The organism is Salegentibacter sp. BLCTC, assembly GCF_015143665.1.
Lineage (GTDB): Bacteria > Bacteroidota > Bacteroidia > Flavobacteriales > Flavobacteriaceae > Salegentibacter > Salegentibacter maritimus.
Window position 1 is genome coordinate 191232 of the sequence record NZ_WYEW01000007.1, and the last position, 24726, is coordinate 215957.

The 24726-nt window shown below is 36.5% G+C and carries 28 protein-coding genes and 1 riboswitch; of the genes, 11 read left to right on the forward strand and 17 right to left on the reverse strand.

Going from position 1 to position 24726, the window contains the following annotated elements:
- Positions 1-58: 58 nt before the first annotated feature.
- From GUB10_RS10475 to GUB10_RS10505, 7 genes are all read left to right on the forward strand, one after another.
- The gene (locus GUB10_RS10475) at positions 59-685 is read left to right on the forward strand and encodes a metallophosphatase domain-containing protein (protein WP_193711402.1); all 627 of its coding nucleotides are present in this window, start codon (positions 59-61) and stop codon (positions 683-685) included.
- A 316-nt stretch (positions 686-1001) separates the two neighbouring features.
- Positions 1002-1337 (forward strand): hypothetical protein, encoded by a 336-nt coding sequence (locus GUB10_RS10480; protein ID WP_193711403.1) that lies wholly within the window; start codon positions 1002-1004, stop codon positions 1335-1337.
- Positions 1338-1554: 217 nt separating this feature from the next.
- Positions 1555-1806: a DUF3098 domain-containing protein gene (locus GUB10_RS10485; RefSeq protein ID WP_193711404.1), complete on the forward strand. Its 252-nt coding sequence runs from the start codon at positions 1555-1557 to the stop codon at positions 1804-1806.
- 4 nt (positions 1807-1810) lie between these two features.
- Positions 1811-2605, forward strand: coding sequence for an undecaprenyl-diphosphate phosphatase (locus tag GUB10_RS10490; RefSeq protein ID WP_193711405.1), 795 nt, complete (start codon positions 1811-1813; stop codon positions 2603-2605).
- 18 nt (positions 2606-2623) lie between these two features.
- A complete protein-coding gene (gene truB, locus GUB10_RS10495; RefSeq protein ID WP_193711406.1) occupies positions 2624-3337 on the forward strand; it encodes a tRNA pseudouridine(55) synthase TruB in 714 nt (237 codons plus the stop codon).
- 31 nt (positions 3338-3368) lie between these two features.
- Positions 3369-4082, forward strand: coding sequence for an energy transducer TonB (locus GUB10_RS10500; protein WP_193711407.1), 714 nt, complete (start codon positions 3369-3371; stop codon positions 4080-4082).
- Positions 4083-4084: 2 nt separating this feature from the next.
- Positions 4085-4666, forward strand: coding sequence for a DNA-3-methyladenine glycosylase I (locus GUB10_RS10505; protein WP_193711408.1), 582 nt, complete (start codon positions 4085-4087; stop codon positions 4664-4666).
- A gap of 19 nt (positions 4667-4685) precedes the next feature.
- Here GUB10_RS10505 and GUB10_RS10510 read toward each other — a convergent pair whose 3' ends face one another.
- The 4 genes from GUB10_RS10510 to GUB10_RS10525 all read right to left on the reverse strand — a co-directional run bounded on the left by GUB10_RS10510 (position 4686) and on the right by GUB10_RS10525 (position 7214).
- Positions 4686-5120, reverse strand: a complete 435-nt coding sequence (locus tag GUB10_RS10510) for a hypothetical protein (RefSeq protein WP_193711409.1) — start codon at positions 5118-5120, stop codon at positions 4686-4688.
- Positions 5121-5144: 24 nt separating this feature from the next.
- The gene (gene aat, locus GUB10_RS10515; RefSeq protein ID WP_193711410.1) at positions 5145-5792 is read right to left on the reverse strand and encodes a leucyl/phenylalanyl-tRNA--protein transferase; all 648 of its coding nucleotides are present in this window, start codon (positions 5790-5792) and stop codon (positions 5145-5147) included.
- A gap of 167 nt (positions 5793-5959) precedes the next feature.
- Positions 5960-6334: a DUF3127 domain-containing protein gene (locus GUB10_RS10520; RefSeq protein WP_193711411.1), complete on the reverse strand. Its 375-nt coding sequence runs from the start codon at positions 6332-6334 to the stop codon at positions 5960-5962.
- A gap of 1 nt (position 6335) precedes the next feature.
- The gene (locus GUB10_RS10525) at positions 6336-7214 is read right to left on the reverse strand and encodes a flavin reductase family protein (protein ID WP_193711412.1); all 879 of its coding nucleotides are present in this window, start codon (positions 7212-7214) and stop codon (positions 6336-6338) included.
- Positions 7215-7326: 112 nt separating this feature from the next.
- On the opposite strand from GUB10_RS10525, the gene GUB10_RS10530 reads away from it, so the two are divergent.
- Entirely contained in the window at positions 7327-8481 is a 1155-nt protein-coding gene (locus GUB10_RS10530) for a HAMP domain-containing sensor histidine kinase (protein WP_193711413.1), read from the forward strand.
- Here GUB10_RS10530 and GUB10_RS10535 read toward each other — a convergent pair.
- From GUB10_RS10535 to greA, 3 genes are all read right to left on the reverse strand, one after another.
- Positions 8478-8888: a thioesterase family protein gene (locus GUB10_RS10535; protein WP_193711414.1), complete on the reverse strand. Its 411-nt coding sequence runs from the start codon at positions 8886-8888 to the stop codon at positions 8478-8480. The genes GUB10_RS10530 and GUB10_RS10535 overlap by 4 nt on opposite strands.
- Positions 8888-9277, reverse strand: coding sequence for an HIT family protein (locus GUB10_RS10540; RefSeq protein WP_193711415.1), 390 nt, complete (start codon positions 9275-9277; stop codon positions 8888-8890). Before GUB10_RS10540 ends, GUB10_RS10535 begins: the two co-directional genes overlap by 1 nt.
- Before the next feature lie 107 nt (positions 9278-9384).
- Positions 9385-9861: a transcription elongation factor GreA gene (gene greA / locus GUB10_RS10545; protein ID WP_193711416.1), complete on the reverse strand. Its 477-nt coding sequence runs from the start codon at positions 9859-9861 to the stop codon at positions 9385-9387.
- A gap of 119 nt (positions 9862-9980) precedes the next feature.
- Between greA and GUB10_RS10550 the strand changes: the two genes are divergently transcribed.
- Positions 9981-10412, forward strand: coding sequence for a hypothetical protein (locus tag GUB10_RS10550; RefSeq protein ID WP_193711417.1), 432 nt, complete (start codon positions 9981-9983; stop codon positions 10410-10412).
- A 47-nt stretch (positions 10413-10459) separates the two neighbouring features.
- On the opposite strand, the gene GUB10_RS10555 is transcribed toward GUB10_RS10550, so the two are convergent.
- Entirely contained in the window at positions 10460-12841 is a 2382-nt protein-coding gene (locus tag GUB10_RS10555; protein ID WP_193711418.1) for a TonB-dependent receptor domain-containing protein, read from the reverse strand.
- Between the two features lie 114 nt (positions 12842-12955).
- Positions 12956-13050: riboswitch (TPP riboswitch) on the reverse strand.
- Positions 13051-13222: 172 nt separating this feature from the next.
- Here GUB10_RS10555 and GUB10_RS10560 point away from each other — a divergent pair.
- Positions 13223-15640: a hybrid sensor histidine kinase/response regulator gene (locus GUB10_RS10560; RefSeq protein WP_193711419.1), complete on the forward strand. Its 2418-nt coding sequence runs from the start codon at positions 13223-13225 to the stop codon at positions 15638-15640.
- Here the strand turns inward: GUB10_RS10560 and GUB10_RS10565 are convergent.
- The 9 genes from GUB10_RS10565 to GUB10_RS10605 form a co-directional block, all read right to left on the reverse strand.
- On the reverse strand, positions 15630-16988 hold the full coding sequence (locus tag GUB10_RS10565; RefSeq protein WP_193711420.1) for a sigma-54 dependent transcriptional regulator: 1359 nt from the start codon (positions 16986-16988) through the stop codon (positions 15630-15632). The two genes, GUB10_RS10560 and GUB10_RS10565, sit on opposite strands and share 11 nt — an antisense overlap.
- Positions 16989-17387: 399 nt before the next feature.
- Positions 17388-17729 carry a hypothetical protein gene (locus GUB10_RS10570; protein ID WP_193711421.1) on the reverse strand — a complete coding sequence of 114 codons (342 nt, stop codon included), beginning with the start codon at positions 17727-17729 and terminating at the stop codon, positions 17388-17390.
- 440 nt (positions 17730-18169) lie between these two features.
- Complete coding sequence (arfB, locus tag GUB10_RS10575; RefSeq protein ID WP_193711422.1) at positions 18170-18571, reverse strand: alternative ribosome rescue aminoacyl-tRNA hydrolase ArfB; 402 nt, start codon at positions 18569-18571, stop codon at positions 18170-18172.
- A 6-nt stretch (positions 18572-18577) separates the two neighbouring features.
- Positions 18578-20131 carry a DUF4301 family protein gene (locus GUB10_RS10580; protein WP_193711423.1) on the reverse strand — a complete coding sequence of 518 codons (1554 nt, stop codon included), beginning with the start codon at positions 20129-20131 and terminating at the stop codon, positions 18578-18580.
- Between the two features lie 2 nt (positions 20132-20133).
- Complete coding sequence (locus tag GUB10_RS10585) at positions 20134-20700, reverse strand: AAA family ATPase (protein ID WP_193711424.1); 567 nt, start codon at positions 20698-20700, stop codon at positions 20134-20136.
- A complete protein-coding gene (pnuC, locus tag GUB10_RS10590) occupies positions 20661-21293 on the reverse strand; it encodes a nicotinamide riboside transporter PnuC (RefSeq protein ID WP_193711425.1) in 633 nt (210 codons plus the stop codon). Before pnuC ends, GUB10_RS10585 begins: the two co-directional genes overlap by 40 nt.
- A complete protein-coding gene (locus tag GUB10_RS10595; RefSeq protein ID WP_193711426.1) occupies positions 21277-21537 on the reverse strand; it encodes a YkoF family thiamine/hydroxymethylpyrimidine-binding protein in 261 nt (86 codons plus the stop codon). Before GUB10_RS10595 ends, pnuC begins: the two co-directional genes overlap by 17 nt.
- 393 nt (positions 21538-21930) lie before the next feature.
- Positions 21931-22623, reverse strand: a complete 693-nt coding sequence (locus GUB10_RS10600; RefSeq protein ID WP_193711427.1) for a geranylgeranylglyceryl/heptaprenylglyceryl phosphate synthase — start codon at positions 22621-22623, stop codon at positions 21931-21933.
- A complete protein-coding gene (locus GUB10_RS10605) occupies positions 22623-23270 on the reverse strand; it encodes a 4'-phosphopantetheinyl transferase superfamily protein (RefSeq protein ID WP_193711428.1) in 648 nt (215 codons plus the stop codon). The genes GUB10_RS10600 and GUB10_RS10605 overlap by 1 nt, the downstream gene beginning before the upstream one ends.
- A 64-nt stretch (positions 23271-23334) precedes the next feature.
- Between GUB10_RS10605 and ahcY the strand changes: the two genes are divergently transcribed.
- Positions 23335-24651 carry an adenosylhomocysteinase gene (gene ahcY, locus GUB10_RS10610; protein ID WP_193711429.1) on the forward strand — a complete coding sequence of 439 codons (1317 nt, stop codon included), beginning with the start codon at positions 23335-23337 and terminating at the stop codon, positions 24649-24651.
- Positions 24652-24726: the final 75 nt, after the last annotated feature.

The following is a 24726-nucleotide window of genomic DNA, read 5'->3' on the forward strand; positions in this document are numbered from 1 at the left end:
ATTAGAATACAAATTTTAAAATCTTTCTAAACAGCTTCTTTTCATTATATTAATTTTTATGAAGCTAATTTGTATTTCAGACACCCATAACAAACACGAACAAATTTCAATTCCCGATGGCGATATATTAATTCACGCAGGAGATATTACCGAAGGTGGTACCGAAAGAGAGGTTCGCAACTTTCTGGAATGGTTTGCTTCCCAACCACATAAACATAAAATATTTATAGCTGGAAATCACGACTTTTATTTTGAAAAAGCCTCAGATAAGGAAATTAAAGAAATCATACCAAAAAATGTATCCTATTTAAAAGATAATACCGTAAGTATTAACAACATTAAATTTTGGGGCTCACCCATAACTCCCGGAGACGGCACCTGGGCTTTTAATAATAAACAAACGCAGAGTATAAACAAACATTGGGAACAAATTCCAGAAGACACTCAAATTCTCATCACCCACACTCCCCCCTACAAGATTAAGGATATTTTAAAGAATGGGCAGCATGCGGGTTGCGCCTCTCTTTTAAAAATCCTGCAAAAACGCCAAATAAAGATTCATATTTTTGGACATGTTCACGATTCTTACGGTGTCACTTCTATTACAGGAACCAAATTCATTAATGCATCTTGCCTGGACAATAAGGACAGGCATCTACATAAACCTATAGATATCTTAATTTAAGCAAACTACCTTGAAACAAGCTCGCGGGGCATTCGTTACAAACAATGTTTAATTTCGAGGTTAGCCTTGGGTTATTACACCCCCTTTTCGCTGCCAAGAAACACAAAAACTTCTTTTAATCGCTATAGAGAAAGATCTTCAATTCATATGTAAGGCAATTCTTTCATTTGAAACTATTTAAGGTTTAATTAAAAGTAAAAAACCTACTTTAGTCGTTAAATATTTGCTAATCACAGGATTATTAAATGTTTTTTAACAGAGATAAAGAAATCTAAGTGTAATTTAGCCAACGCTAACACCTATAATACCAATAACTATGAAATTAAATCCTAATCCTGATACAACTCTAGATGATTTTAAGAGCTTAATTTCCCATAGTATCTTTCACCTTAAATCAGAAAAAAATTCAAATTACACAATATTGCACCGTGCCATTATTAAAAAATATTTTGACGCCAAAAATGTTCAAATTAATTATAAAAAACACACGGTAGATTTACAGATACCTGTAGGAAAAAGAAAATATACAGGAATTACTTTCGAATGCCAGGATTTAGAACGTTTTCTAAAATCCTGCCTAAAGAAAGATAAGAAAAGTATTCTATTTTATCAGGAGGCGTTAAGTCATTACAACATATACCGGGCAGCTTAGCATTATAAGCTCCCACACTCCATAAGCCGTCTAAAACGTGTATACCTGTCAAACTGAACCGAATTCAGGATGACAATTATAAAATCTTTTAGACGGCTTTTTTATTCAGTTATTATTAGCCACATAGCTTAGGCCTGTCTCACATAAATTGGTTAATTTTGAACTTTTTCAGCAAAAAGCCACAATTCAAACACTTTTGCAGCGTTAATCAGATATTATGAGCAAAAATCAACAACCTACAGATTATAAGAAGTACTTCATTTTTGAAAAAAAGAATTATAAATTTATGTTTATTGGGCTAGCAGTTATTAGCCTGGGGTTTATATTAATGGCAGGTGGCGGTAGCGAAGACCCCAATACCTTTAACCCCGATATCTATAACTTTCAACGCATTAGATTGGCACCAGCCTTAGTGCTTCTTGGCTTCGCGATAGAAGTATATGCAATTCTTTTAAATCCAAAAAAATAATACATTGAACGAATTAGACGCTGCCATTCTTGGAGTTATCCAGGGGCTAACCGAATTTTTACCTGTTTCCTCAAGCGGGCACCTGGAGCTCGGTAAAGCATTGTTAGGCGATAATAGCATACCTAGCGAATCTCTATTATTTACTGTAATTCTCCACGCCGCAACTGCTTTGAGTACTATAGTGGTATTTAGAAAAGATGTGATGGAAATTTTAAGGGGATTTCTAAAATTTAAATGGAACGAAGAGTTTCAGTTTTCGCTCAAAATTGTACTTTCTATGATTCCCGCAGCCCTGGTTGGACTTTTCTTTGAGGAGCAATTAGAAGGTTTATTTGGCGGAAATATAATTTTTGTTGGTTTCATGCTTATCGTTACGGCACTCCTACTATGGCTGGCAGACAAAGCCAAAAACACCAACAAACCGGTAAGCTACAATAATGCCTTTGTAATTGGTGTAGCCCAGGCCATTGCTATTTTACCCGGTATATCCAGAAGTGGTGCTACCATCTCCACATCGGTGCTATTAGGTAACGATAAAACCAAAGCCGCAAGATTTTCTTTTTTAATGGTGGTGCCATTAATATTAGGTAAAATTGCCAAAGATCTTCTAGACGGTAATTTAATGGAAAGCACTACCTCTTTTCCGGTACTCGCAATAGGTTTTGCAACTTCATTTATAGCAGGACTTGCAGCTTGCACGTGGATGATTAGCATTGTAAGAAAAAGCAAACTTTCCTATTTTGCGATTTATTGTTTTATAGCAGGAATTGTTTCTATAGCCGTTGCATATTATAATTAGAAACCTCAAACAGCCTTTATGACTACCGCAAGTAAAAAATTTACTCCCGATGATTTTAAGAACGGCCAGGTTCTCGTTTTTAATAAACCCCTGGAGTGGACTTCCTTTCAACTGGTAAATAAAGTACGTTGGTTAATTAGAAAAAGTTGCGACATAAAAAAAATTAAGGTAGGTCACGCCGGCACGTTAGATCCCCTGGCAGATGGGGTTTTGGTAATCTGCACCGGAAAATTTACAAAAAAAATTCCCGAATTACAGGGAACCGAAAAGGAATATACCGGCACTTTTACCCTGGGAGCCACCACGCCATCTTTTGATATGGAAACCGAAATTGACAAAACTTTTGAAACCAAGCATATTTCTAAAGAAAACATAGAAGCGGCTGCTCTCCAGCTAACCGGAGAAATTGAACAGGTACCTCCTGTTTTTTCAGCTTTAAAAAAGGATGGCAAACGCCTTTACGAATATGCCAGAAAGGGAGAAGAAGTTAAGGTTAATAGCCGACCTGTCACAATAAAAGAATTTGAGGTTGATGCCTCAAGGTTCCCTCAAGTAGATTTCAGGATAGTTTGCAGCAAAGGCACTTATATAAGAAGCATAGCAAACGATTTTGGCAGGGCACTTCATTCCGGTGCTTATCTTTCGGCATTAAAAAGGACCCGGGTTGGAGAGTTCAACATAAAAAGTGCTTTAGACCTTGAGTCTTTTGAAAAATTATTACCTTCAGCATAAAATAAACCAACTCAGGTTTTGTTTTATAGCAATGGATTTTTTTGAAAAACATAAAGCACTTATTCTTACCCTACTTTTTTGTTCGGTTCTAATCCTTGGACTTTATAATTTCAACCTCTCTCAAAAGAAAGATTTTGAACAACAAATGTTAGTAGACCTGGAAGAATATATTAAAACCAAAGAATCTAAAGAAGAAAACCCAAAAGAAGATCCCGAGCCAAAAACCAACCAGAAATCACCAGAAACTCATAGAGCTTTTAACGAAAATCAAAAGGCTAGAGAAGAAAATTTTAACCGGGAACTGGACAAGATTTTAGAGAAAAACAGCCGCAACCAGGAAGAAAGTTCAGAAAAAGAATCTTCATCCAACACAGAAGGAAGCATAGCTACCGGAGAAAAAAAGGAAAACAAAAAACGATCAGACGGGGATGATTCTTCCAGAAACATTTCAAGCCAATCGGGAAGTTTAAGAAATAGTTCTATCTCGTTTTCCCTTCGTGGTCGAAACGCGGTTTCTATTCCAAACCCTATATATACCTGCGATACCCCTGGGAAAATTGTAGTAAATATCACTGTAAATACCCAGGGAAGGGTAACCAGCACTGCTATAAACAAAGCAAGTTCTAACTCAAACAATGAATGCTTAACCGAAAAGGCATTATCCTATGCTAAAAATGCTGTATTTTCGAAGTTAGCGGGCCGAAATGCACAACCCGGCACAATCACCTATAATTTTAAACCCTAATAATGAAAAAACTAAACCGCTGCGGATGGTGTGAAGGCGATGCTCTTTATGAAGCATATCACGATGAGGAATGGGGCGTACCCATATATGACGATGCTACTATTTTTGAATTTCTTATACTCGAAACCTTTCAGGCCGGTTTAAGTTGGATTACCATTTTACGAAAACGCCAAAATTTCAGGAAGGCATTTGATGATTTTGATTATAAAAAAATTGCAAACTATTCCGAAGAAAAAATTCAGGAATTACTTCAAAACCCCGGAATTATACGGAATAAACTAAAGATTAGGGCTACCGTAACCAATGCTAAGGCTTTTATAGAAGTTAAAAAAGAATACGGAAGTTTCAGCAAGTATATTTGGGGGTTTGTTAATGAAAAACCTATTCAGAATACACTAGAAAATTACAAAGAAGCCCCCGCAACTACCCAAATTAGTGATAAATTAAGTAAAGATCTAAAAAAGAAGGGGTTTAAGTTTACAGGACCTACAGTAATATATGCACATATGCAGGCTACGGGAATGGTGAACGATCACGAAACCTCTTGTTTTAGGCATTCAGAGGTAAAAAAACTGGGAAAATGACTCTATATCTTTATCACTCTTATCTCAATTCGTTGGTAACAGTATAGCTATAGTCTACTAAAACAATTTCTCCTGAACCATCTGGGTAAACCGCTTCTTCATATTCTTCATCAATTTCCTGAATATCTTCAAATTCTTCCACACAGGTTCCACCTGCTACAATTACGGGGCAGTGAGCATCTTCCCCATACCCAAGAATACTCCAGGTCATTTCATCTTCCTGCCCTTTATAAGCTAAATTTACCCGAGAATAACCTTCCACATCAAAAGAAGAATTATTAGTATGCGTAACCCTATAACTTAAGGTTATTGTACCTTCGCGTTCATCTCTGTTATACTCAAAATAATCTAATTCAGATACAATATTAACCTGTTCAGGTTCTTTCGGCTCATTATTAGAAGGTTCACAGGCCAATATTGTTATTAGAAATAGGCAGCCAAATATTTTTTTCATTTAGATATCTTTTTATCTATAAATTTATGAAGAAAAACCTAAATAGCTAAGAAATTCATCTCGCGGAATTTCTTCGGCACCCAGGCTTTCTAAATGCCTTGTATAAACCTGGCAGTCTATAAGTTTTACTCCCTCTTCTTTTAACTTATTAACCAATGTAATAAAGCCGTATTTAGAGGCATTGCTCACCCTGGTAAACATACTTTCACCACAAAACATATTTTTATCTTTCAGGTAAATCCCATAAAGACCGCCAACTAAATCCCCGTTCTCCCAAACTTCTACAGATTGCGCTATATTAAGTTTGTGTAAACTGTTATAACTTGCTATCATCTCCCGGGTAATCCAGGTACCATGCTGACCATCACGCCTTATTTGAGCGCAGGCTTCTATTACCGCGTTAAAGTGTGTATTAAAGCTTACTGTATACTTCTTTTTTCTAAGCAACTGTTTCATGCTTTTAGAGACTTTTAATTTTTCAGGGAAAAGCACCATTCTAGGATCCGGGCTCCACCACAGCAATGGCTGTGAGGCATCATACCAGGGAAAAATACCATGATTATATGCATAGATTAATCTTGAAATACTTAAATCTCCCCCAATAGCCAATAAGCCCTGTTCATCTGCTTCAGTAATGGGTGGAAATTTTTCGTTTGGCTCTAAATAATGCAATTAAATGGTTTTATAGGTTTGTGAGGAAATGTACAAAAAGAAAAAGCTTAGCCCTCTTAATAGGATGCTAAGCTTTTTATAATTGGAATTGTTTTCTGCTTTAAGGTTAAACCTTAAAAAATAGAATCTTTTAAGATAACCTCATTAATTTTCTTTGAAGAAAATCTCTAGAATGGAAGATCGTCATAATCTTCTTCATTTAGATTATTTGCCGGTTCAAAATTATCTGGTGGTGGCACATTTTGCCCTCCGGTTGGCTGCTCTGCCTGTAAATTCTCTATTCTCCACCCCTGGATAGAATTAAAATATTTTGTTTCTCCTTGTGGGCTCACCCATTCTCTACCTCTTAGGTTAATTCCAATTTTTACAGGCTGCCCCACCTGAAAATTGTTAAGCAAGTCTGTCTTGTCCTGTACAAACTCCACCATAAGATGTTGCGGATATTGCTCCTCGGTAGTCACTACCATTTCTCTTTTTCTAAAACCGTTATTCCCAAAGGTTTTGGTTTCCCCTATCAATTTAATTTTACCTTGTACTTCCATCTTAATCTGTTTTTGCTAATAATAATTTCCAGGCAGCATCAACATTGTTCTTTTCTAAAAACAACTGTGCCTGTGTATGAATATCTTCTTTGTTGCTAGTTTTTACCAAATCTGCCAAATCTTTATTTTCGGCTATAAAACTGTTAATTTGTTTTCTTTGAGGGAGGGCTTCTACATTACCCAGTTTCCCTAAATCGTTCCCGGTTAGTATTTTACTTTCCCTAATTTCAGCCGGGATCGCATCTACTCCTATCCCAAGGCTTGAAAGTGGTTTTGGTACCTCGAACATTCCCGGGTTGGCACGGGTATACCAGTTACCACCCATTCTTGCTACGAGATCTATTTTATGCTGATCTATAAAACCATCTTCATCTAGAATGTGTTCATTAATATGCATTTTAAGAACCTCACAAATCACCAGGTTTCCGGCACCTCCTTCCTGGCCGGTCTCAATAACCTGCTTTACTTTACATTCAAATTGCACCGGAGACTCCGCTACTCGAAATGGCCGTACCAGCTCAGACTTCAACATTGAAAAGCCAGCTTTTTCAAATTCATTTACACCTTCAGCATACTCGGTACTTGAAAGGGACATTTGCTGAACAATATCATAATTCACAATATTGATCACCACCTCATCTATATCTTTTACATTGTTGTAAGTATGCTTCACCGTATTATCACGACCTCTTCTGGCAGGAGAAAAAATTAGCGTAGGTGGATTAGATCCAAAAACATTAAAAAAACTAAATGGCGATAGGTTAGGACGGCCATGAGCATCTATAGTACTGGCAAAGGCAATGGGCCTTGGCCCAATAGCTCCCAGCAAATAACGATGAAGTTTTCCTGTACTAACCTCCTTAGGATCTATAGTAAGCATACTTATTTTTTGGCAAAGGTAACGAAACCATTAGGGAATGAAAAGCCGGGTTATGCAATAAAATTCGTTTAAAAACGCTTATCTTTAAATCTTTCAAAGCTTAAAGGCCTTTATGAACTTTACAGACGAACGTAGCTTTAATCGCTGGTTTATTATTATTTCTTGTTTTATTGTTGTGGGTCTGGTATTATGGAACACCAGTATTTTTTTTCAACGTTTAAAAGAAGACGAAAGGGCAAAAATGAGCGTGTGGGCTAAAGCACAGGAAGCCCTGGACAGGGAGCCCCCTCCTGAAGATGCCGATTTAGATCTTATTCTTGAAATTTTAAACAACAATACATCCATACCCATTATCCATACTGATGCCGATGGAAAAATTGCCTATACCACTAATATAGACCCCGGTAAGCTGGAAGATACAGCACGTGCAAAGAAATTATTAGCCGACCTGAAAGATGAAAACGAGCCTATAATTATCAATCTTGGAAATGGAGAGAAACAATATATCTACTATGGGAACTCTCCCGTTTTAAACAGCCTTAAATATTATCCCGTAGGCCTTGTACTTATAGGGTTCCTGTTTATTGGTGTAGTCTATTTCTTTTATACCACTACTAAAAGTAGCGAGCAGAATAAGCTTTGGGCCGGGATGGCAAAAGAAACGGCACACCAAATTGGCACCCCCTTATCCTCCCTTATTGGCTGGACAGAAATCCTGAAGCAGGAGAATGTAAATACTACCTACATAGTAGAAATGGAAAAAGATATTTCGCGTCTGGAAACCATTACAGAGCGATTTTCTAAAATAGGCTCTGCCCCCATTTTGGAAGAAACAAATATCATTGCAGCCACCCAACATAGTTTTGATTATTTGAAAAGCAGAAGTTCAAAACTTATAGCGTTTAGCATTGATGTTCCCGAAGGAAGCATACCTGTAATGCTAAATCAGCAGCTTTATAGTTGGACTATAGAGAACCTTGTAAAAAACGCTATAGATGCTATGCGCGGAAAAGGAAAATTAAACATCAGCATTCAGGAAGATCAAAAATGGGCACATATTTTCATTAAAGATACAGGCAAAGGGGTAGAAAAAAATAAATTCAATCTCATTTTTGAACCCGGCCATACAACCAAAAAACGAGGTTGGGGCCTTGGTTTATCTTTGGCAAAAAGAATTATTGAAAGCTACCACCACGGTAGGATTAAAGTAGCAGAAAGCGAAATCAACAAAGGCACTACTTTTAAAATTTCGCTTAGAAAAATTTAGAATCCAGAAAGCTTTTCCCGGAGATTTGTGGGAATTGCGCAACTCCTGTTTTTATTAAAATCGTAACATACCACCACATCTTTAGCCTCGGCACAAACAGCGTCTTCTTCATCTAGAATTAAATGTTTTAAGCCGAAACTGCTATTCTTAATAAAATCCAGTTTAGTTTTTACAATGGCCTTACCGGGATAATACAGCGACTTTTTAAAATCACATTGGGTTGAAACCAACATAGTCCCTATATTGGTTTCTTCATACATTTTGTAAATCCCCGACGCTTCCCAGAAATTTACCCGGCCAGATTGCAGATAACGCATAAACGAAATATTATTTACATGCTTATACATATCTAAATCGCTCCAATCTATTCTTAATTGGAGCGTTAATTTATAGTCTTCAATCTTCATTACAGGTTCACGTGAATAGAAGATGCCAATTTTTTAAACTCCTCGTCTTCCATTTTAATACTTTTAGAGAAATCCATATCGCTCATCGAGTTAAGCGGAATAAGGTGTACGTGTACGTGCGGCACTTCCAGGCCAACCACTGCCATTCCAACGCGTTTACATTCTATTGTTTTCTCTAAAGCAATAGCTACTTTTCGGGAAAAACGCATCAATTCCTGATACACCTCTTCTTCCAGGTCAAAAATCTTATCTACCTCTTTCTTCGGAATACAAAGAACGTGGCCTTTTGCATTAGGGTTTATATCCAGGAAAGCCAAAAACTGACTATCTTCTGCTACTTTATAGGCAGGGACTTCACCTTTTACAATTTTTGTAAATAAACTAGACATAATACATATTGAATTAGTTGGTTATTTTAATAAATATAAAATCCTTTTCACAAAAACCTGGTTAAAGGTATTGGAAAAGGATTTTTAAAACTGTTAAAACTGAAAATCTACTCTCTCCAGATCTCCAGAACCTTAAATTTCATAGTACCACTTGGCACATCAATCTCTGCGATATCACCAACTTCCTTGCCCAATAAACCTTTTCCTATAGGGGAGTCTACTGAAATCTTACCCGCTTTAAGATCGGCCTCACTTTGAGCTACCAATTTATATTTTACTTCCGCACCATTGGTTTGGTTCTTTATTTTTACATGGGAATGTACCAGCACTTTCGAGGTGTCTAATTGAGACTCGTCTATAACCCTTGCATTTGCAACCACTTCTTCCATTTTAGAAATCTTCATTTCTAAAAGGCCCTGTGCTTCTTTTGCTGCATCATATTCGGCATTTTCACTCAAATCTCCTTTATCCCGGGCTTCGGCAATAGCTTCTGAAGCTCTTGGCCTTTCTACATCACGTAAATGGTTTAGTTCGTCTTTCAATTTTTTAAGCCCCTCTTTCGTATAATAAGATACTTTGCTCATAACTACATCGTTTATATAAATAGAAAAAATCCCATAACGCGACGGGATTTAATTAACAAATATAATAAATTTACACCTTGAAAACAATAATATTATTTAGCGAAATATTTATCGATCTCATGAAAAAAAGGCTTATTTTACTTCTATTTTCAATATTTTTTAGCGCGTGCTCCCCAAATGATGATAATTCGCATAACAACCCTAACCTTATCAATTTAAATTTTAGGCTTCAGCTAAATTTAGATTTCCCAGAATATAATGATCTTCAATATCCCGGTAATAGCTTTGTAACTTATAACCAGGGCATACGTGGTGTTGTGGTTTACAACATAAACAATACGCAGTACACTGCTTTCGAGCTAAGCGACCCTAATCATCCGCCAAACAATTGTTCGGCCATGACTGTTGAAGGGGTAGTTGCTACCTGTAATTGTGAAGATGCCAATGCTTATAATATAATTACGGGCGAATTACTGGAAGGTGATGGAAAGTATTCTATGAAGCCTTACCGAATTGAACGCCGCGGAAACAACATAGAGGTTTATAATTAAAAACCTCTCCCCTCCCATAAAAAAGAAGGAGAGAGGCGACAAACAAATTAAAATTTCAAGGTAATTCCACCTAAAAGGTTAGTGGTAGCTTGCGGATAATATCCGGCACCATCAAGGGTTTGCACCCCGGTAGCAGTATCTGGGTTTTCTATATTAAATGTATAGTAATAGCCGTTAGACACATATTCTTCTCCAAAAATATTATTAACCAATCCTGTAAAAACCACTTCTTTAAAGAATGGTGCATTTCTCCAGGTATACTGAATATTAAAATCGTTCACAAAATAAGCATCTAGCTTAGATGTTTCAACTTCAATATTACTCATATATTGCTCGCCTACATATTTTGAAAGAAGGCTTAATTCAAGCCCGTTTACCGGTAAATAGCTAATTCTGTTACCCCCTACTACAGAAGGAGAGAAAGAGATATCTGTATTGCCATAGTCTACGAGTTCCCCATCCCAGGTAGCTACAAAATCTTTATTTTTATTTTGACTTAATGCCAGGTTTGGCCTTAGCACTACTTTTTCTGAAAGCCTAATTACCGCATCTATTTCCAGGCCTAAACGATAGCTGTTTCCACTATTTTCCCGAATAAAAGCACCTACATCATCAATACCACCGGTAAGCACCAATTGGTTTTGATAATCCATATAATATAAATTGGTATTTAATTGAACCTTCGGGCTATTATATCTCCAACCTAATTCATAATCGTTTAATTCCTCATGTTCCGGATCTCCGTTTTCATAATCGCTTCTTCTTGGCTCTCTATTGGCACGGGCATAAGAAAAGTAGAATTGATTTTGACTGTTCAATGCATAGGTTAAACCTGCCTTAGGATTAAAGAAGGTAAAAGAATCGTCTATAAGAAATTCGGTTCCTTCAGATAACATTCCCTCAGTTTCATAGTCTATGGTTCTAATTTGCATATCTAAATATCCGGCCAACTTCTCTGAAATTGCATAGGTTGCCTTTCCGTAAAGGTTGAAATCTGTTTTTGTTCCCACGTTTTCATAATACGGCTCATAAGGGTCCTTATTTTGGGCAAAACGAGTATAGATTACTTCGCCAAAGTGATCGCCGATATATCTATTCCAGGCACCACCAAAATTAACATCCCAATCTGCATCCTTATAATTTAACCCAAAAGTGGTTCCATAGAAATCATTATCCAGCCATTTAGTCCCTACAAGGTCCGATGTACTAACCTCCTCACCATTAGCCTGAAAATTTGGAAGTCCAAATTCATTTAAAGTGGCATCTTCCTCATATTCTTCATAATAACCACGACCATAGGTATAGTGGAAAGCCAGGTTAGAAGACCAGTTACTGCTATATTCCTGGTTCCATAATAGCTGATAATGATCTTGTTTATAATTATCGGTTTGATTCTCGTAAAATTTAGTATTTCCTTCCTCATCGGTATATATTCCGGCAGGATTATAGGTTCGGTCGTTTTCAAGGGTTTCCCCATCTATACCGTACCAGGCCTGGTAAGTTCTTTCACTTCCGCCGAAAGTTATAGCCTTAACCAGTGTATTTTCGTCTACATACGTGGCTTGTAAAAAGTAGGATTTTAAATCGCTGCTGGCCCTATCTATATAGCCATCGCTCTTAATTTGTGAAGCCCGGCCGGCAATTTCCCAGTGATCGTTTAATAAACCTGTACTAAATTTAAGTGTATGTTTATGGGTATTAAAAGAACCATAACTATTAGAAATTTCGGCATTTGCTTCTTCGCTATAAGCATCGGTTAAAATATTAAGACTGGCGCCAAAAGCTCCTGCACCATTGGTAGAGGTTCCTACTCCTCGCTGCAATTGTAAATTTTCTACAGAAGAAGCAAAATCTCCCAGGTTCACCCAAAAAGATCCAAGGCTTTCAGCATCATTATAAGGAATACCATTTATAGTTACGTTTGTACTCGTCGTTCCACTTCCCCGTACTCTAAGTCCTGTGTATCCAACACCGGCACCAGCATCACTGGTAGTAACCACATTGGGCATATAGTTCATAAGAATAGGAATATCCTGTCCCAGGTTTCTGTCTTCAATCTCCTCATTGCTAAGGTTGCTATAAGTTATGGGGGATTGTGCGTTCACCCTTAAAGAAGATAGGAAAACCTCATCCAGAACTTCCTGTACGTCTGCAAGGTCTACATTTAGGGTTTGATCTTGATTGAGTTCTACGTTTAAACTTTTTTGGTTTCCGTAAGAAAATACAAGCTGGTAATCACCTTCTTTAAGCTCCAGGCTATATTTCCCATTTTCGTCGGTAGCGGTTCCTTTGCCCGATTCTACGGCATAAACGGCAACACCCTCTACCGGGGTTTCCCCACGGGTAACCTTACCTTTTAAAATGTGGGTTTGAGCTAAAGCCTGCAATGAAATAAGGCATAGGCCACTAAAAAATAATAAAGATTTCATTCGTAATAAATTATTTTACGAATAAAAGGGGCTATTATTCTTTGGTTTTTGAATTAAATAAAAAATCCTGAAATTGCCCACCGGTGTTTTGGCATTTTCAGGAGTACATACTTTTTACGCTTTCTGCGTATGTCCCTTGGCAGCATTACCCGCCCAGGTTCTTTGGGTATGATCTCAGCCACACTTAAGTGGCACCCCTTTGAGATTGGCCGCAAATGTATAAAGCTTTTATGGATATACCATACGTTTTAGGTCTATAAATTTATCGTTTAAAATTAATTCTACAAGCCCAACTGAGGCCACCTTAGCTCAAAAAATTAAGAACACTCAATTGCCGGTATCGTTTCGTATAAATGGCGTAATTTTGGTGACAAGAAATTTATGCGAAATACAAAACGATCAATAACTTATAAAGTAATTAGCGGCTATCTCTTAATAGCCGCATTAGCTGCTGTTGCTGTTTGGCTGGTATGGAACCAGGTGGTTGCTTTTAGCCAGGTTTCAGAAAAAAACAACAATAACAACGAACAGCTTTTTATGCTGAGCGATATCACCACCAGCTTATATGAAACTGAAAATTTAAGCAGGCAGCTTATTCAAACCGGAAATGAAGCAGGCCTTGATAAATACCAAAGTCAAATAGACAGTATAAAACTTAATATTAATAAGTTAAAAACCGGTTATGCCGATAGTTCGATAAAAAATGAACTAGATAGCATCAAAAAATTACTTTCTGACAAGTCTACCAACCTTCAGGAATTATATGAATTAAGAGAACAACAGCGAAATCAAAACTATTACTCACAGGTTTTAACCGAATTAAAAAAAGTAGATCCTTCTTTTGATGATTATAATTACAACCAACGTTTCTCTAATCTGGAACCACACCAACGAAGGCTATTAATTAGATTGCTGGAATATTCGCGTGAAGACAATGCCGAAAAACTCACCAACCGAACAGCCGATTCTATAATAGGTTCTGTTAGAAATGTATTAAGTGAATTGGAAATTGCTACCAGGCGTTTTCAAAATACTGTAGATAAAAAAGAACAGGAATTTCTGGAAAATGATATGATTATTAACCAGCAATTGCGCCGTTTACTGGGGAAAATTGAATTAGAAGAGCGGGAAGCCTCCATACAACGGGCAAAAGTTTCCCAGGATATGATAAAAGAGAGCTCTCAAATTTTCATAATTGCCGGAATAGTAAGCTTCTTAATTATATTATTATCACTTATTTTTATCATTAAGGATATCACTAAAAGTCAGCAGTACCGTAGCCAACTGGAGGAAGCCAAAGATTTTGCAGAAACCTTATTAAAAAGGCGGGAACAATTTATGGCCGCCATTACCCACGATTTAAGATCGCCTTTAAATACGCTTATTGGCTATACAGATCTTATTGAAAAATCTTCCTTAAACACCAAGCAATCGCATTATATAGACCAGGTAAAAAAATCGTCTAGCTTTATTTTGCATCTGGTAAATGATTTATTAGATCTTTCTAAACTGGAAGCAGGAAAAATGACGGTGGAAAAACTACCGTTTAATCCGGCTAAACTCATAGAAGATACGGTTTACAATGCTCTACCGGCTCAAAGAAATGAAAATGTATCTATCGTTTTTCGGGCTTCTAAAGCTTCAGATACGCAAGTTCTTAGCGATCCATTTAGAATAAAGCAAATTATTGCCAATTTAATTACCAACGCCTATAAGTTCACCAAAGAAGGTGAAATTAACATCCAAATAGACCTTAAAAAGGAAATTGAAGACAGTTACTGCCTTGTTATTTCAGTAAGAGATACCGGTATTGGTATTTCAGAAGAAAAACAAGATGAGATATTTGAAGAATTCTCACAGGAAAACACAAAAATAGAAAAAGCATACGGCGGAACAGGACTTGGACTTGCCATTACAAAAAGCTTAATTGAGTTGCTTAAAGGTGAATTAAAGCTAAAGAGTGAACAGGGTAATGGTAGCGAATTTATAGTTTTTCTCCCGGTTAGAAAATTGGCTACTGAAACTATTAAAGAGCCGGAAAAATTAGCTACACCAGAATTACCTGACCTTACCGGCAAAACAGCACTCATTGTAGACGACGAACCCTCCCAGCTTTCCTTAACACGTGAGTTGCTAAAATCTATGGGAATGCAATGCGATAGTGCATTTAATGGAAATGAAGCTCTGGATAAACTGAAAACCCGAAACTATTCTTTGGTATTAACCGATATACAAATGCCAGAAATGGATGGTTTTGATTTAATTAAAAATATAAGGAAAAAGTATAAAACCGGAGAGTTACCTGTTATTGCCTTATCGGGAAGAACAGATGTTGATGTAGAAACATATAAACTGGCCGGATTCAACAAAAGCCTTTTAAAACCCTACAAGCCAAAAAAACTTCAGGAAAGTATTGCCGATATTTTTAAACTGGAACTTAAAAGCAAAATAAATAATAACCTACAACATTCTAAGAATAATCACTATAACCTTCAGGATATTTATGATTTTTCGGCTGGAGACCAAGAAGCTGTTCAAAGTATTTTAGAGGCCTTTATTGAAAGTTCCAGGTCACAAATAGAACTTATTGCACTGGCTCGCAATGAGAATAATTTTAAGGAAGTGGCCAGATTAGCGCATAAGATGGCACCTATGTTAAAGCAAATAAAGGCAGTACCCTTAGCGAAAAAACTAGAGAGATTAGAACAGCATGAAGCTTTTACAAACCAGGAGTTCAAGGAGTTGAGAACCGGCATTTTAAGCCTAATGAAAGAACTCGAACAGGAAATTAAAGTTTAATATTATACTGTTTTAGTTTGTTGTAAAGTGTTTTACGATCTATAGAAAGTAACCTGGCAGCTTTACTCTTATTTCCTCCAGATTTTTCCAAAGCATCTAAAATTAACTGCTCTTCGTTTTTATTTTTAAATAGACCATATTCGGTTTCTGTATTCGTATGGTTTGCCGTTGCAATTTCATGTGGTAGCACTTTAAGAGGTATCATCTCGTCCTGGGTAAGCAATGCTGCGCGCTTTACCATATTTTTTAATTCCCTTAAATTCCCGGGCCAGTTATAGTTCTTAAAAGCTTCTATAGCACTTTCGGTAAAACCTATCACATTTTTCTCCAATTCGGTATTGGCCTCATCCAGGAAATATTCTGCAAAAAGCATTAAATCTTCTTTACGCTCCTTTAGAGAAGGAACCTTAATTGAAAATTCATTTAACCTATGGTAAAGATCTTCCCTAAACTCACCATCTTTTACAGCTTGCGCAAGATCTTCGTTAGTAGCGGTTATTACCCGAATATCTACATGCAACTCATTATTGCTACCTACGGGTTTAATTTTTCTTTCCTGAAGAGCCCTTAATAATTGAACCTGTAATTCATAGCTTAAATTACCAATTTCATCCAGAAACAAAGTACCACCATTTGCTGCTTCAAAATGCCCGGTTTTGTCGTTTATAGCCCCGGTAAAAGAGCCTTTTAAATGCCCAAAAAATTCACTGGAAGCCAATTCTCTTGGAATCGCACCACAATCTACTGCAATAAATGGCTCACCGGCACGCTTACTCTGTTCATGAATACTCTTTGCCACCTGTTCTTTCCCGGTTCCACTTTCGCCCATTATTAAAACAGACATGTTTGTAGGAGCTACCAGCTGTATATAATCACTTAATTTTAGCGCAGCTTCGCTAACTCCTTTTACAAAACTAGTTTCCTTAGGTATAGCAGCAGGTTTTGATAATGGTTTAGCTTGTTTTTTCTCCTTCCCCGGTTTTACCTGGGTATGGGTTAGGGCATTTTCTATAGTTTGTAAAATTGATTCAGGCCTAAATGGTTTAGATACGTAATCAAAAGCTCCAATTTTCATTGCCTCTACCGCCATACTAATTTCGGCATAACTGGTCATAATAATAACCTGAGTTTCGGCATTTTCAGCCTTTACCTTTTTTAGAACATCAAGTCCGTTTGTATCAGGTAACCTAACATCAGAAAGAATTAGGTTAAAAGCGGTTTCTTTTAACTTTTTAAAAGCTTCTAGTCCACTAAAAACCAATTCAACCTCATAGTCTCGCTTAATCAGAAACGTTTTAAGCATGGTTCCAAAAGGCACATCATCTTCAACTATAAGAATTCTTGTCATTGATTTTTATTTAAACGTCTTGCAAATTTAACAATCTAAAACTCATTAAGTTTAAAATAAGCATAAAAAAAGAGACCTCGTTAAAGGTCTCTCTTCAATGACAATCTAAATTATTTATTAACCTGTCATTGGGTGGTATCCATTTTCCAATTTACAAAAAGCAGCGTTTACATAAAATCTTTCCATTCTTAAATGACTAAAAAAAGTGTTAGTTAGTAGGCCGTTAAGGCTTTTTAACCATTTAAGATTTTCTTCCTTTCATTACTTTGTTGCTCTAAAATTGGCACCGAAAGAGTTGGTTTCTCTTAATATTCGGTTGTTAAATTAAAATCTCTGTTGATCCTTTTGGTAGGGCAAAATAAGATCAACAAAGATTAGTGGTTAGTTGAACCGATAAAACTATTTATCTTCTTTTTTTATCCAGTTCCCGTCTTTATCGATATAAGCCTTTTGTTTTTCTCCATCTACATTAAGCGACAGCTTATATATTTGCTTCCCGTCTTTTTCTTTTACCCAGGCTTCTTCTGCAACAGCTCCATTTAGGTCAGTCATTATTGCATCTTTAATTGCTTGTGGAAGCACCAGTACATCTACTTTTTTATAATCCTCCTGAACTTCCTGTACCTCTTCTACATCTTCCATTTGCTCCATCTTTTCGGGATCTTCTACCTGAGCCTGAACATTTTGACTAAATAAAAACATTCCTCCTGCGGCCATTAAACTTAATCCTAGCTTTTTCATAATGATAAAATTTTAGATTTGTGGTTATATTATGCAAAGTATATAGGAATAATTATACCAAAACCTTATGTTTTCAATTAAAATATTGATTATCAGTAAATTAAAGCATCGCTGAGTTTAGAATTAGCAAAATATTATGTAGAAAAACACATCTTTTAAGAGAACATTATGTAGAAGTGTGGATTACCAAAAGTAAGCCACAAAAAAAAGAGACCCTTAGGCCTCTTTTTCTCCGAAAATCTAAATTATACAACAGTATCTTAAGCTGCTATATTTACTTTAATTTAGCATAAGTGAGATATAAAAAATCATACCACTTACCACCCAAACCCTTAATAAACTGAAAACAAACACATTGGTTAATAAAATCCCCAAATCTCTACACACAACAAACAAAAAAACAGGGGATTATTTCTACACAAGTGTAGAAAAGCACCCCATTATTTTAATGGATCACCTCTTCTAGCTTTCTTTTCGGCATTTATTTTCTTGGCTTTGAGGCGCTTTAATTTTGCCGCTTTTCCGGGCTTGGTCTTCTTTCTAGCTTTAGGTTTTTTTATATTTTCCCGCAACAGATCAAAGAATTTTTCAATAACAATTATCTTATTTTTATGTTGACTTCGGCTTTCTTCACTATGCAAAATTAGAAGATGATCTTTAGTAAGTCTTGAAGCCAATTTCTTTTGTAAGCGCAATTTCTCCTCTTCCAAAAGTCCTTTAGAAGTTTCCACATTGAAATAAAGTTCAACCTTCGAAGAAGTTTTATTTACGTGCTGGCCACCGGAACCTGAGCTTCTCACGGCTTTAAAACTGAGTTCCCGTGTTATTTGCGCTTCATCCAAAACAAATTAATTAGGTTGGTGAGAAGGCTTTAAAAGATCGGCTACTGTTTTTACAGGATTAAAAGTTTCTAAAGGAACCTCCACAAAAACCGTATTCCAATATGCCATACCACCATTCCACAAACCAGGTCTCTCTAAAGCTTTTAAAGCTTTTCCATCCTTGGTTTTATGAGCAATAAAACTCATATTATCATCTACATACTGCTGAAGTTCAAAACTTTCTCCTTTATAATTTTTAAGACTACAGGCAATGTCTACAGGATTAAAATGAGTAGAATTATTAAGGATCTCCAATTGCTCTGCATTATCCTTGTCTATTTGTGCTCCTTCAATAATTTGCAACGAAATTTCACCATCTTCATTTTTAACCAAAAAAGGGCCACCTCCCGGTTCACCTTCATTTTTTACCATTCCACATACCCTTACAGGCCTGTCTAGTTTCTTACATAAATACTGCATTTTCTCCTCCCCTGTAAACTTGTTAAAAGAAGAAGTTACTTTCTCAAAAAGTTCTTTTTCCAAAAACTCTGCTATTTCGTCTAATTTAGTTTCCGAAATATTTCCGGCATCTAAAAGTCGCATATAGTCAAAAATCTGATCTTGCAGGCTAAGAAGTTTTCCGCCCAGCATTTTCTTCATTTCAACAACCTCAGGAATATTCTTATTAATCACTACATTATCTATGTTTTTAATAAAAAGAACATCGGCGTCCTGCTGTTGCAAATTTTCAATTAAGGCACCATGCCCTCCCGGTCTAAAAAACAGTCGGTTCTCTTCATCTCTAAAAGCTTCATTATTCTCATCTACCGCTATAGTATCGGTTTTTGGATCCTGATAGGAGTAGGAAATCTCAAATTTAGTATTAGTAGCTTCCTCTAGTCTTTCTTTTATTCTTTCAAATTCATTTTCAAACTTTTCTTTATCCCCGTCAGAAACTGTAAAATGTAATTTAGTTACACCATCTACCGAAAGATATTTTGCCGAGCTATGTAAATGTTCCTCAAAGGCGGTAGCAGTAAAATCATTATAAGCATGAAAAGGAACCAAACCTTTTGGCCAGTCACTCAGCCCAAGTCCCGAATTAAACAAAATTGTTTTAACTAAAATGATTTGTTGCTCATCGGTGGTTTTATTAGAAAAATTCTCGGTATTATCATTTGCCTTTTTCAGGGCTTCTTCATAAAATGGAAGCTTCTCTATTTTCTCAAAAAACAATTGCAGGCCTTTGTTTTCTTTTCTATCTAAATAATCACGTAGGCCTTCTTTATCGGGTTCAAACTCATCTACAAAATTATGTAGTGCCTTAAACATTCTTGTTGCTGCACCAGAAGCAGGAACGAATTTCAGCAGCTTAAGTTCTTGTTTCCTGTTTTCAAAAGTCTTTATAAATTCCTTTTGCTTTTCAACACTATAAACAAAAATCCCATTACCAGGGGTTGCTGCCTGTTGTATATCAACTTTTATATTTCCTCTTTCAAATATTTGAATTTGTCTTTCAACCTCCTGGGTTGAAAGGCCTTTTTCTTCAATTTGCAAAATATCTATTTCGCTAAACTCCACGTCTATTTACCTTTTAAAAGTTTGTCTATTTCCTCTATAGCTACATTAAAACGATCTATAAGATCGCCCTTTAAAACTACGTAAGGCTTTTGATGATTTTTGAGCTCTTTCTCAAAGCGTTTGAACATACCTATTCTATCGTCAGGTTTATCCCGAAGATCATCTGGTGTCCAGGGAACGTCAATATACGTTAAAAAGTACAGATGGTATTGGTTGTTTAACGCATGTTTAAGAAGTTGCGAATCGCAAAAACCATCGTAATAAGCCTCTGAATAGACTTTTAGCTCTAAAAGGTTGGTATCACTAATTAGCAATTTATTAGCTTTTTCGGTAAGCGTATTTTCACGTTTCATTTGGCCTTCTGCAATAGGGATTAAATCTTTAGGTTCACAAACCTTCCTTTCTTTATCCCATTTTTCCTGAAGATATTCCCTCATAAACTCTTCTACCCAAACGGTATTATAATGATTAGCCAGCATTTCTGCCAGGCTTGTTTTTCCGGTAGATTCGGGTCCAAAAAGAACTACTTTTATGACGGACGAAGGTCGTTGCGCAAGTTTTTCTGCCATGCTTTATAGCCGTAAATAGCGATTATAGTGAATACAAAATATTGAAGGGCCGTTAAGGTAAGGCCTTTATAAAAATAGAGAGGTACCGAGATTACATCTCCAATAATCCAAAAAATCCAGTTTTCAACTTTTCTTTTGGCCATTAGCCACATACCTACAAAGAAAATTGCCGTGGTAAAAGTATCTATATAAGCCGTCCAATTGATCCATTTATCAAAATATTCATAGACAGCAAACACAAAAAGCAGGGTAGCAATAAAAATAAACAAGCTTTGCCAATTTTCTCTTTGGGTAGTATTGGTAATAGGCGTAAAATGCTCGGCATCTACTTTCCGTGTCCAAATATACCACCCATAAATACTCATAGAAAAATAATAAGCATTTATCATCATATCGCCCAGCAATTCCCATTGCCAAAGTAGATAAACAAATATCATGGTGCTTATAATCCCGGTAGGATAAACCAAAATATTGTTTTGTTTGGAATAAATTACCGAAAGAAAGCCGAAAACTACCGCAATGGCTTCCAGTATTATAAATAAGGTTGGATATCCGTAATATTGATCAAAGAAAAAATCAAAAATCGGCTGCATAGTTGCTAAGATCAGATTTTACAATTTTTATATGGATGAGACCGTGGTCTATTGCTTCAAAGGCATCTTTAATTTCTGAATTCAAAACCTTCATCACCTCATCATAATCTCCGTAAACCTGGGTGCTGAGAGGATTCTCTTTTATTTGTAAGCCCGAAGCCCGCAATTTCTTAATGAAATTGATAACCCTGGGTTCAAAATCTTCCTGTAAAGGACTTAATGTGAGTTCTACTGAAATTTTCATTGTCATCTATTTTAGGCCACAAATGCACAAATAATATGTAATATATTCGCCTAGGCAAGCCAAATTTAAAGATTTGAAATTAGTATTGTTGCTACTTAAACTAACAATTTAGAAGAATTTAATTTTACTTCATCACCTTTCAAAGAAAGGGAACGAATTTCGCTTTATAGAACGAAATAGGTGGTAACAAAACCTTAAAACCCAAAACAATAGCTATCAGGAATACCCCTCCGACTTTTATGCTAAAAAAGCGTAAACCCCAGCTCCCCTTAGAAAAAATGGGAGGAGCTTTTAATTTTGGCTCCATTAAGGTTCTATTCAAATCAAAAAGTATTAGTGGATTCGTGGCTAAAACTTTTTTTAAAGCTATGGCTTTACATTACAGGATAAAACTCACTTTTCAAATTGCGTTCCCATTACAATCATATCAGCACCAGCCTTATAGGCGCTATTTTGTTGTACCCTACTTCTAATCCCGCCACCAACAATTAAAGGAATTGAGATTGCCTTTTTTACTTCGGAAATTATTTCTTCGGAAACCGGAAAATCTGCACCACTACCGGCTTCCAGGTAAATCAGTTTTTTTCCGGAAAACTCTCCGGCCAAAGCGGTATCAACAATCGTTTCTACCTGAAATTGGGGAATTGGCTTTGTTTTACTTATTCGCTGCACTGCACACTCTCTACCTCCATCTATTAAAATATAGGCTGTTGGGATAATTTGCAATGAGCTGTTTCTTAAGTTTTCTACCGACTTTATTTGTTGTTCTATTAAATATTCGGGATTTCTTCCAGAAAGCAAACTTAAAAACAAGAGTGCATCTGCGGTTTCGGTAATTTGGGAATAATCGCCCGGAAATAAAATTACAGGAAGATTCGTGTGTTTTTTTATCGAGTTTACCGTTTTTTCGGTTTTACATTTTGCTACACTGCTACCCCCTACAAAAATATGGGATGTTTCTTTCGGAATTCTTTTTAAGTAAGCTTCTGCTTCGGGTCCTTTAAATTTATCGGGGTCTATTAAAATAGCGAGCAATTTCTCCCCTTTAGTTGAAGCCCGGGAAATTTCGGCATAAAAATTTGGCATTAATTTTCTCCTTTTTTAGAATCTCCCCAGCCATACACACAGGTAAAACCTTCAAATTCCAGAAATTTCATTTCGTAAAAAGATTCTTCTCCTTTAAAATTCACTTTTGCCGTGGTCTCGGCATCATCAAAGTCAAAATCGGTAACATTTATATGCTGCAAAAATCCAAGTCCGGGTTCGGCATGCATTTTATAAATAGACTCTTTAGCTCCCCAAACAATGGTGAGTTTTCTTATTAAAGCTTCTTCATTAGCCACCGTGTGATATTCACTTAAAGGAGTAAATTTATTAGCTATTTTTAAAATTTTATCCCGTCTTTTTTCAATATCTATCCCCACCTTTTTATCGCTTAAAATAATAGCGGTAAAATTAAAAGAATGCGTAATAGATATATGCTTGCCATTTTTTAAATGGGGTTTTCCCAAATTATCATAAAAAAGATCATGATCTACGTAACCCGCTTGTGCCATTAAATGACGAATACTCATAAAGCCCCTCCTATGAATTTCAGATTTCATTCCATCTACGCGATTTTGACAATGATCGGTAAGCTCTACTCCTTTACTCAAATCTTCAAAAGACTCTTCTACCTTCCAAATGAAGACTTTAGTGTGCGGATCTACTGTTATTGTTTTGTAAAGTGGCATGTAGGTTTGTTAAAGATTCCTTATTTTTGTGCTTGAAAAAAATTGCTAATTCAAATATAATAATATGTCGACTAAAACAGTGCCGTATACTGCCTATAAAGTTAAGGATATTTCCCTGGCTGATTGGGGAAGAAAAGAAATTGAACTTGCCGAATCTGAAATGCCGGGCTTAATGGCACTTCGTGAAGAATATAAAAACGAACAACCCCTAAAAGGAGCACGTATTGCAGGATGTCTTCATATGACTGTGCAAACTGCCGTACTTATTGAAACCCTGGTTTCGCTTGGTGCCGATGTTACCTGGAGCTCTTGTAATATTTTCTCTACACAAGACCACGCTGCTGCGGCAATTGCTGCTGCCGGAATTCCGGTATATGCATGGAAAGGGATGACCGAGGAAGAGTTTAACTGGTGTATTGAACAAACCTTGTTTTTTGGTGAAGAACGCGAGCCACTAAATATGATTCTTGATGATGGTGGTGACCTTACCAATATGGTTTTCGATAAATACCCAGAGCTTGCAGAGGGTATTCGTGGGCTTTCAGAAGAAACCACTACCGGGGTTCACAGACTTTATGAAAGAATGAAGAACGGAACTTTGGTAATGCCGGCCATTAATGTAAACGATTCGGTTACCAAATCTAAATTCGACAATAAGTACGGATGTCGTGAAAGTGCTGTTGACGCTATTCGCCGTGCTACCGACGTAATGCTTGCCGGAAAACGCGTAGTTGTTTGCGGTTATGGCGATGTTGGTAAAGGTACTGCTGCTTCTTTTAAAGGAACAGGAGCCATAGTAACCGTTACAGAAATAGATCCTATTTGTGCTTTGCAAGCCGCTATGGATGGTTTTGAGGTTAAAAAGCTGGAGACCGTACTTCCAAAAGCCGATATCGTGATTACCACTACCGGGAACAAAGATATTGTTAGAGGTGAGCATTTTGAAGCGATGAAAGACAAAACCATTGTTTGTAATATTGGGCATTTTGATAACGAAATTGATGTTGCCTGGTTAAATAATAACCACGGAGATACTAAAGACGAGATCAAGCCACAGGTGGACAAATACACCATTAACGGAAAAGATATTATTCTTTTAGCTGAAGGCCGACTGGTAAACCTTGGTTGCGCCACCGGCCACCCAAGTTTTGTAATGAGTAACTCGTTTACCAACCAAACTTTGGCACAAATTGAGCTTTGGAAAAACTCTGATAAGTATAAAAATGAAGTATACATGCTACCAAAACATTTAGATGAAAAGGTTGCCAAACTTCATTTAGAGAGAATTGGAGTAGAATTAACCGAATTAAAACAAGACCAGGCCGAATATATTGGTGTTGAAGTAGAAGGGCCTTATAAGCCTGAATATTATAGATATTAATTGAATCATTTCCGCACTTCAATTATACTCAACATAAACTAAGGCGGAAATTTCTTTAAAAATATCTCTCTAAGA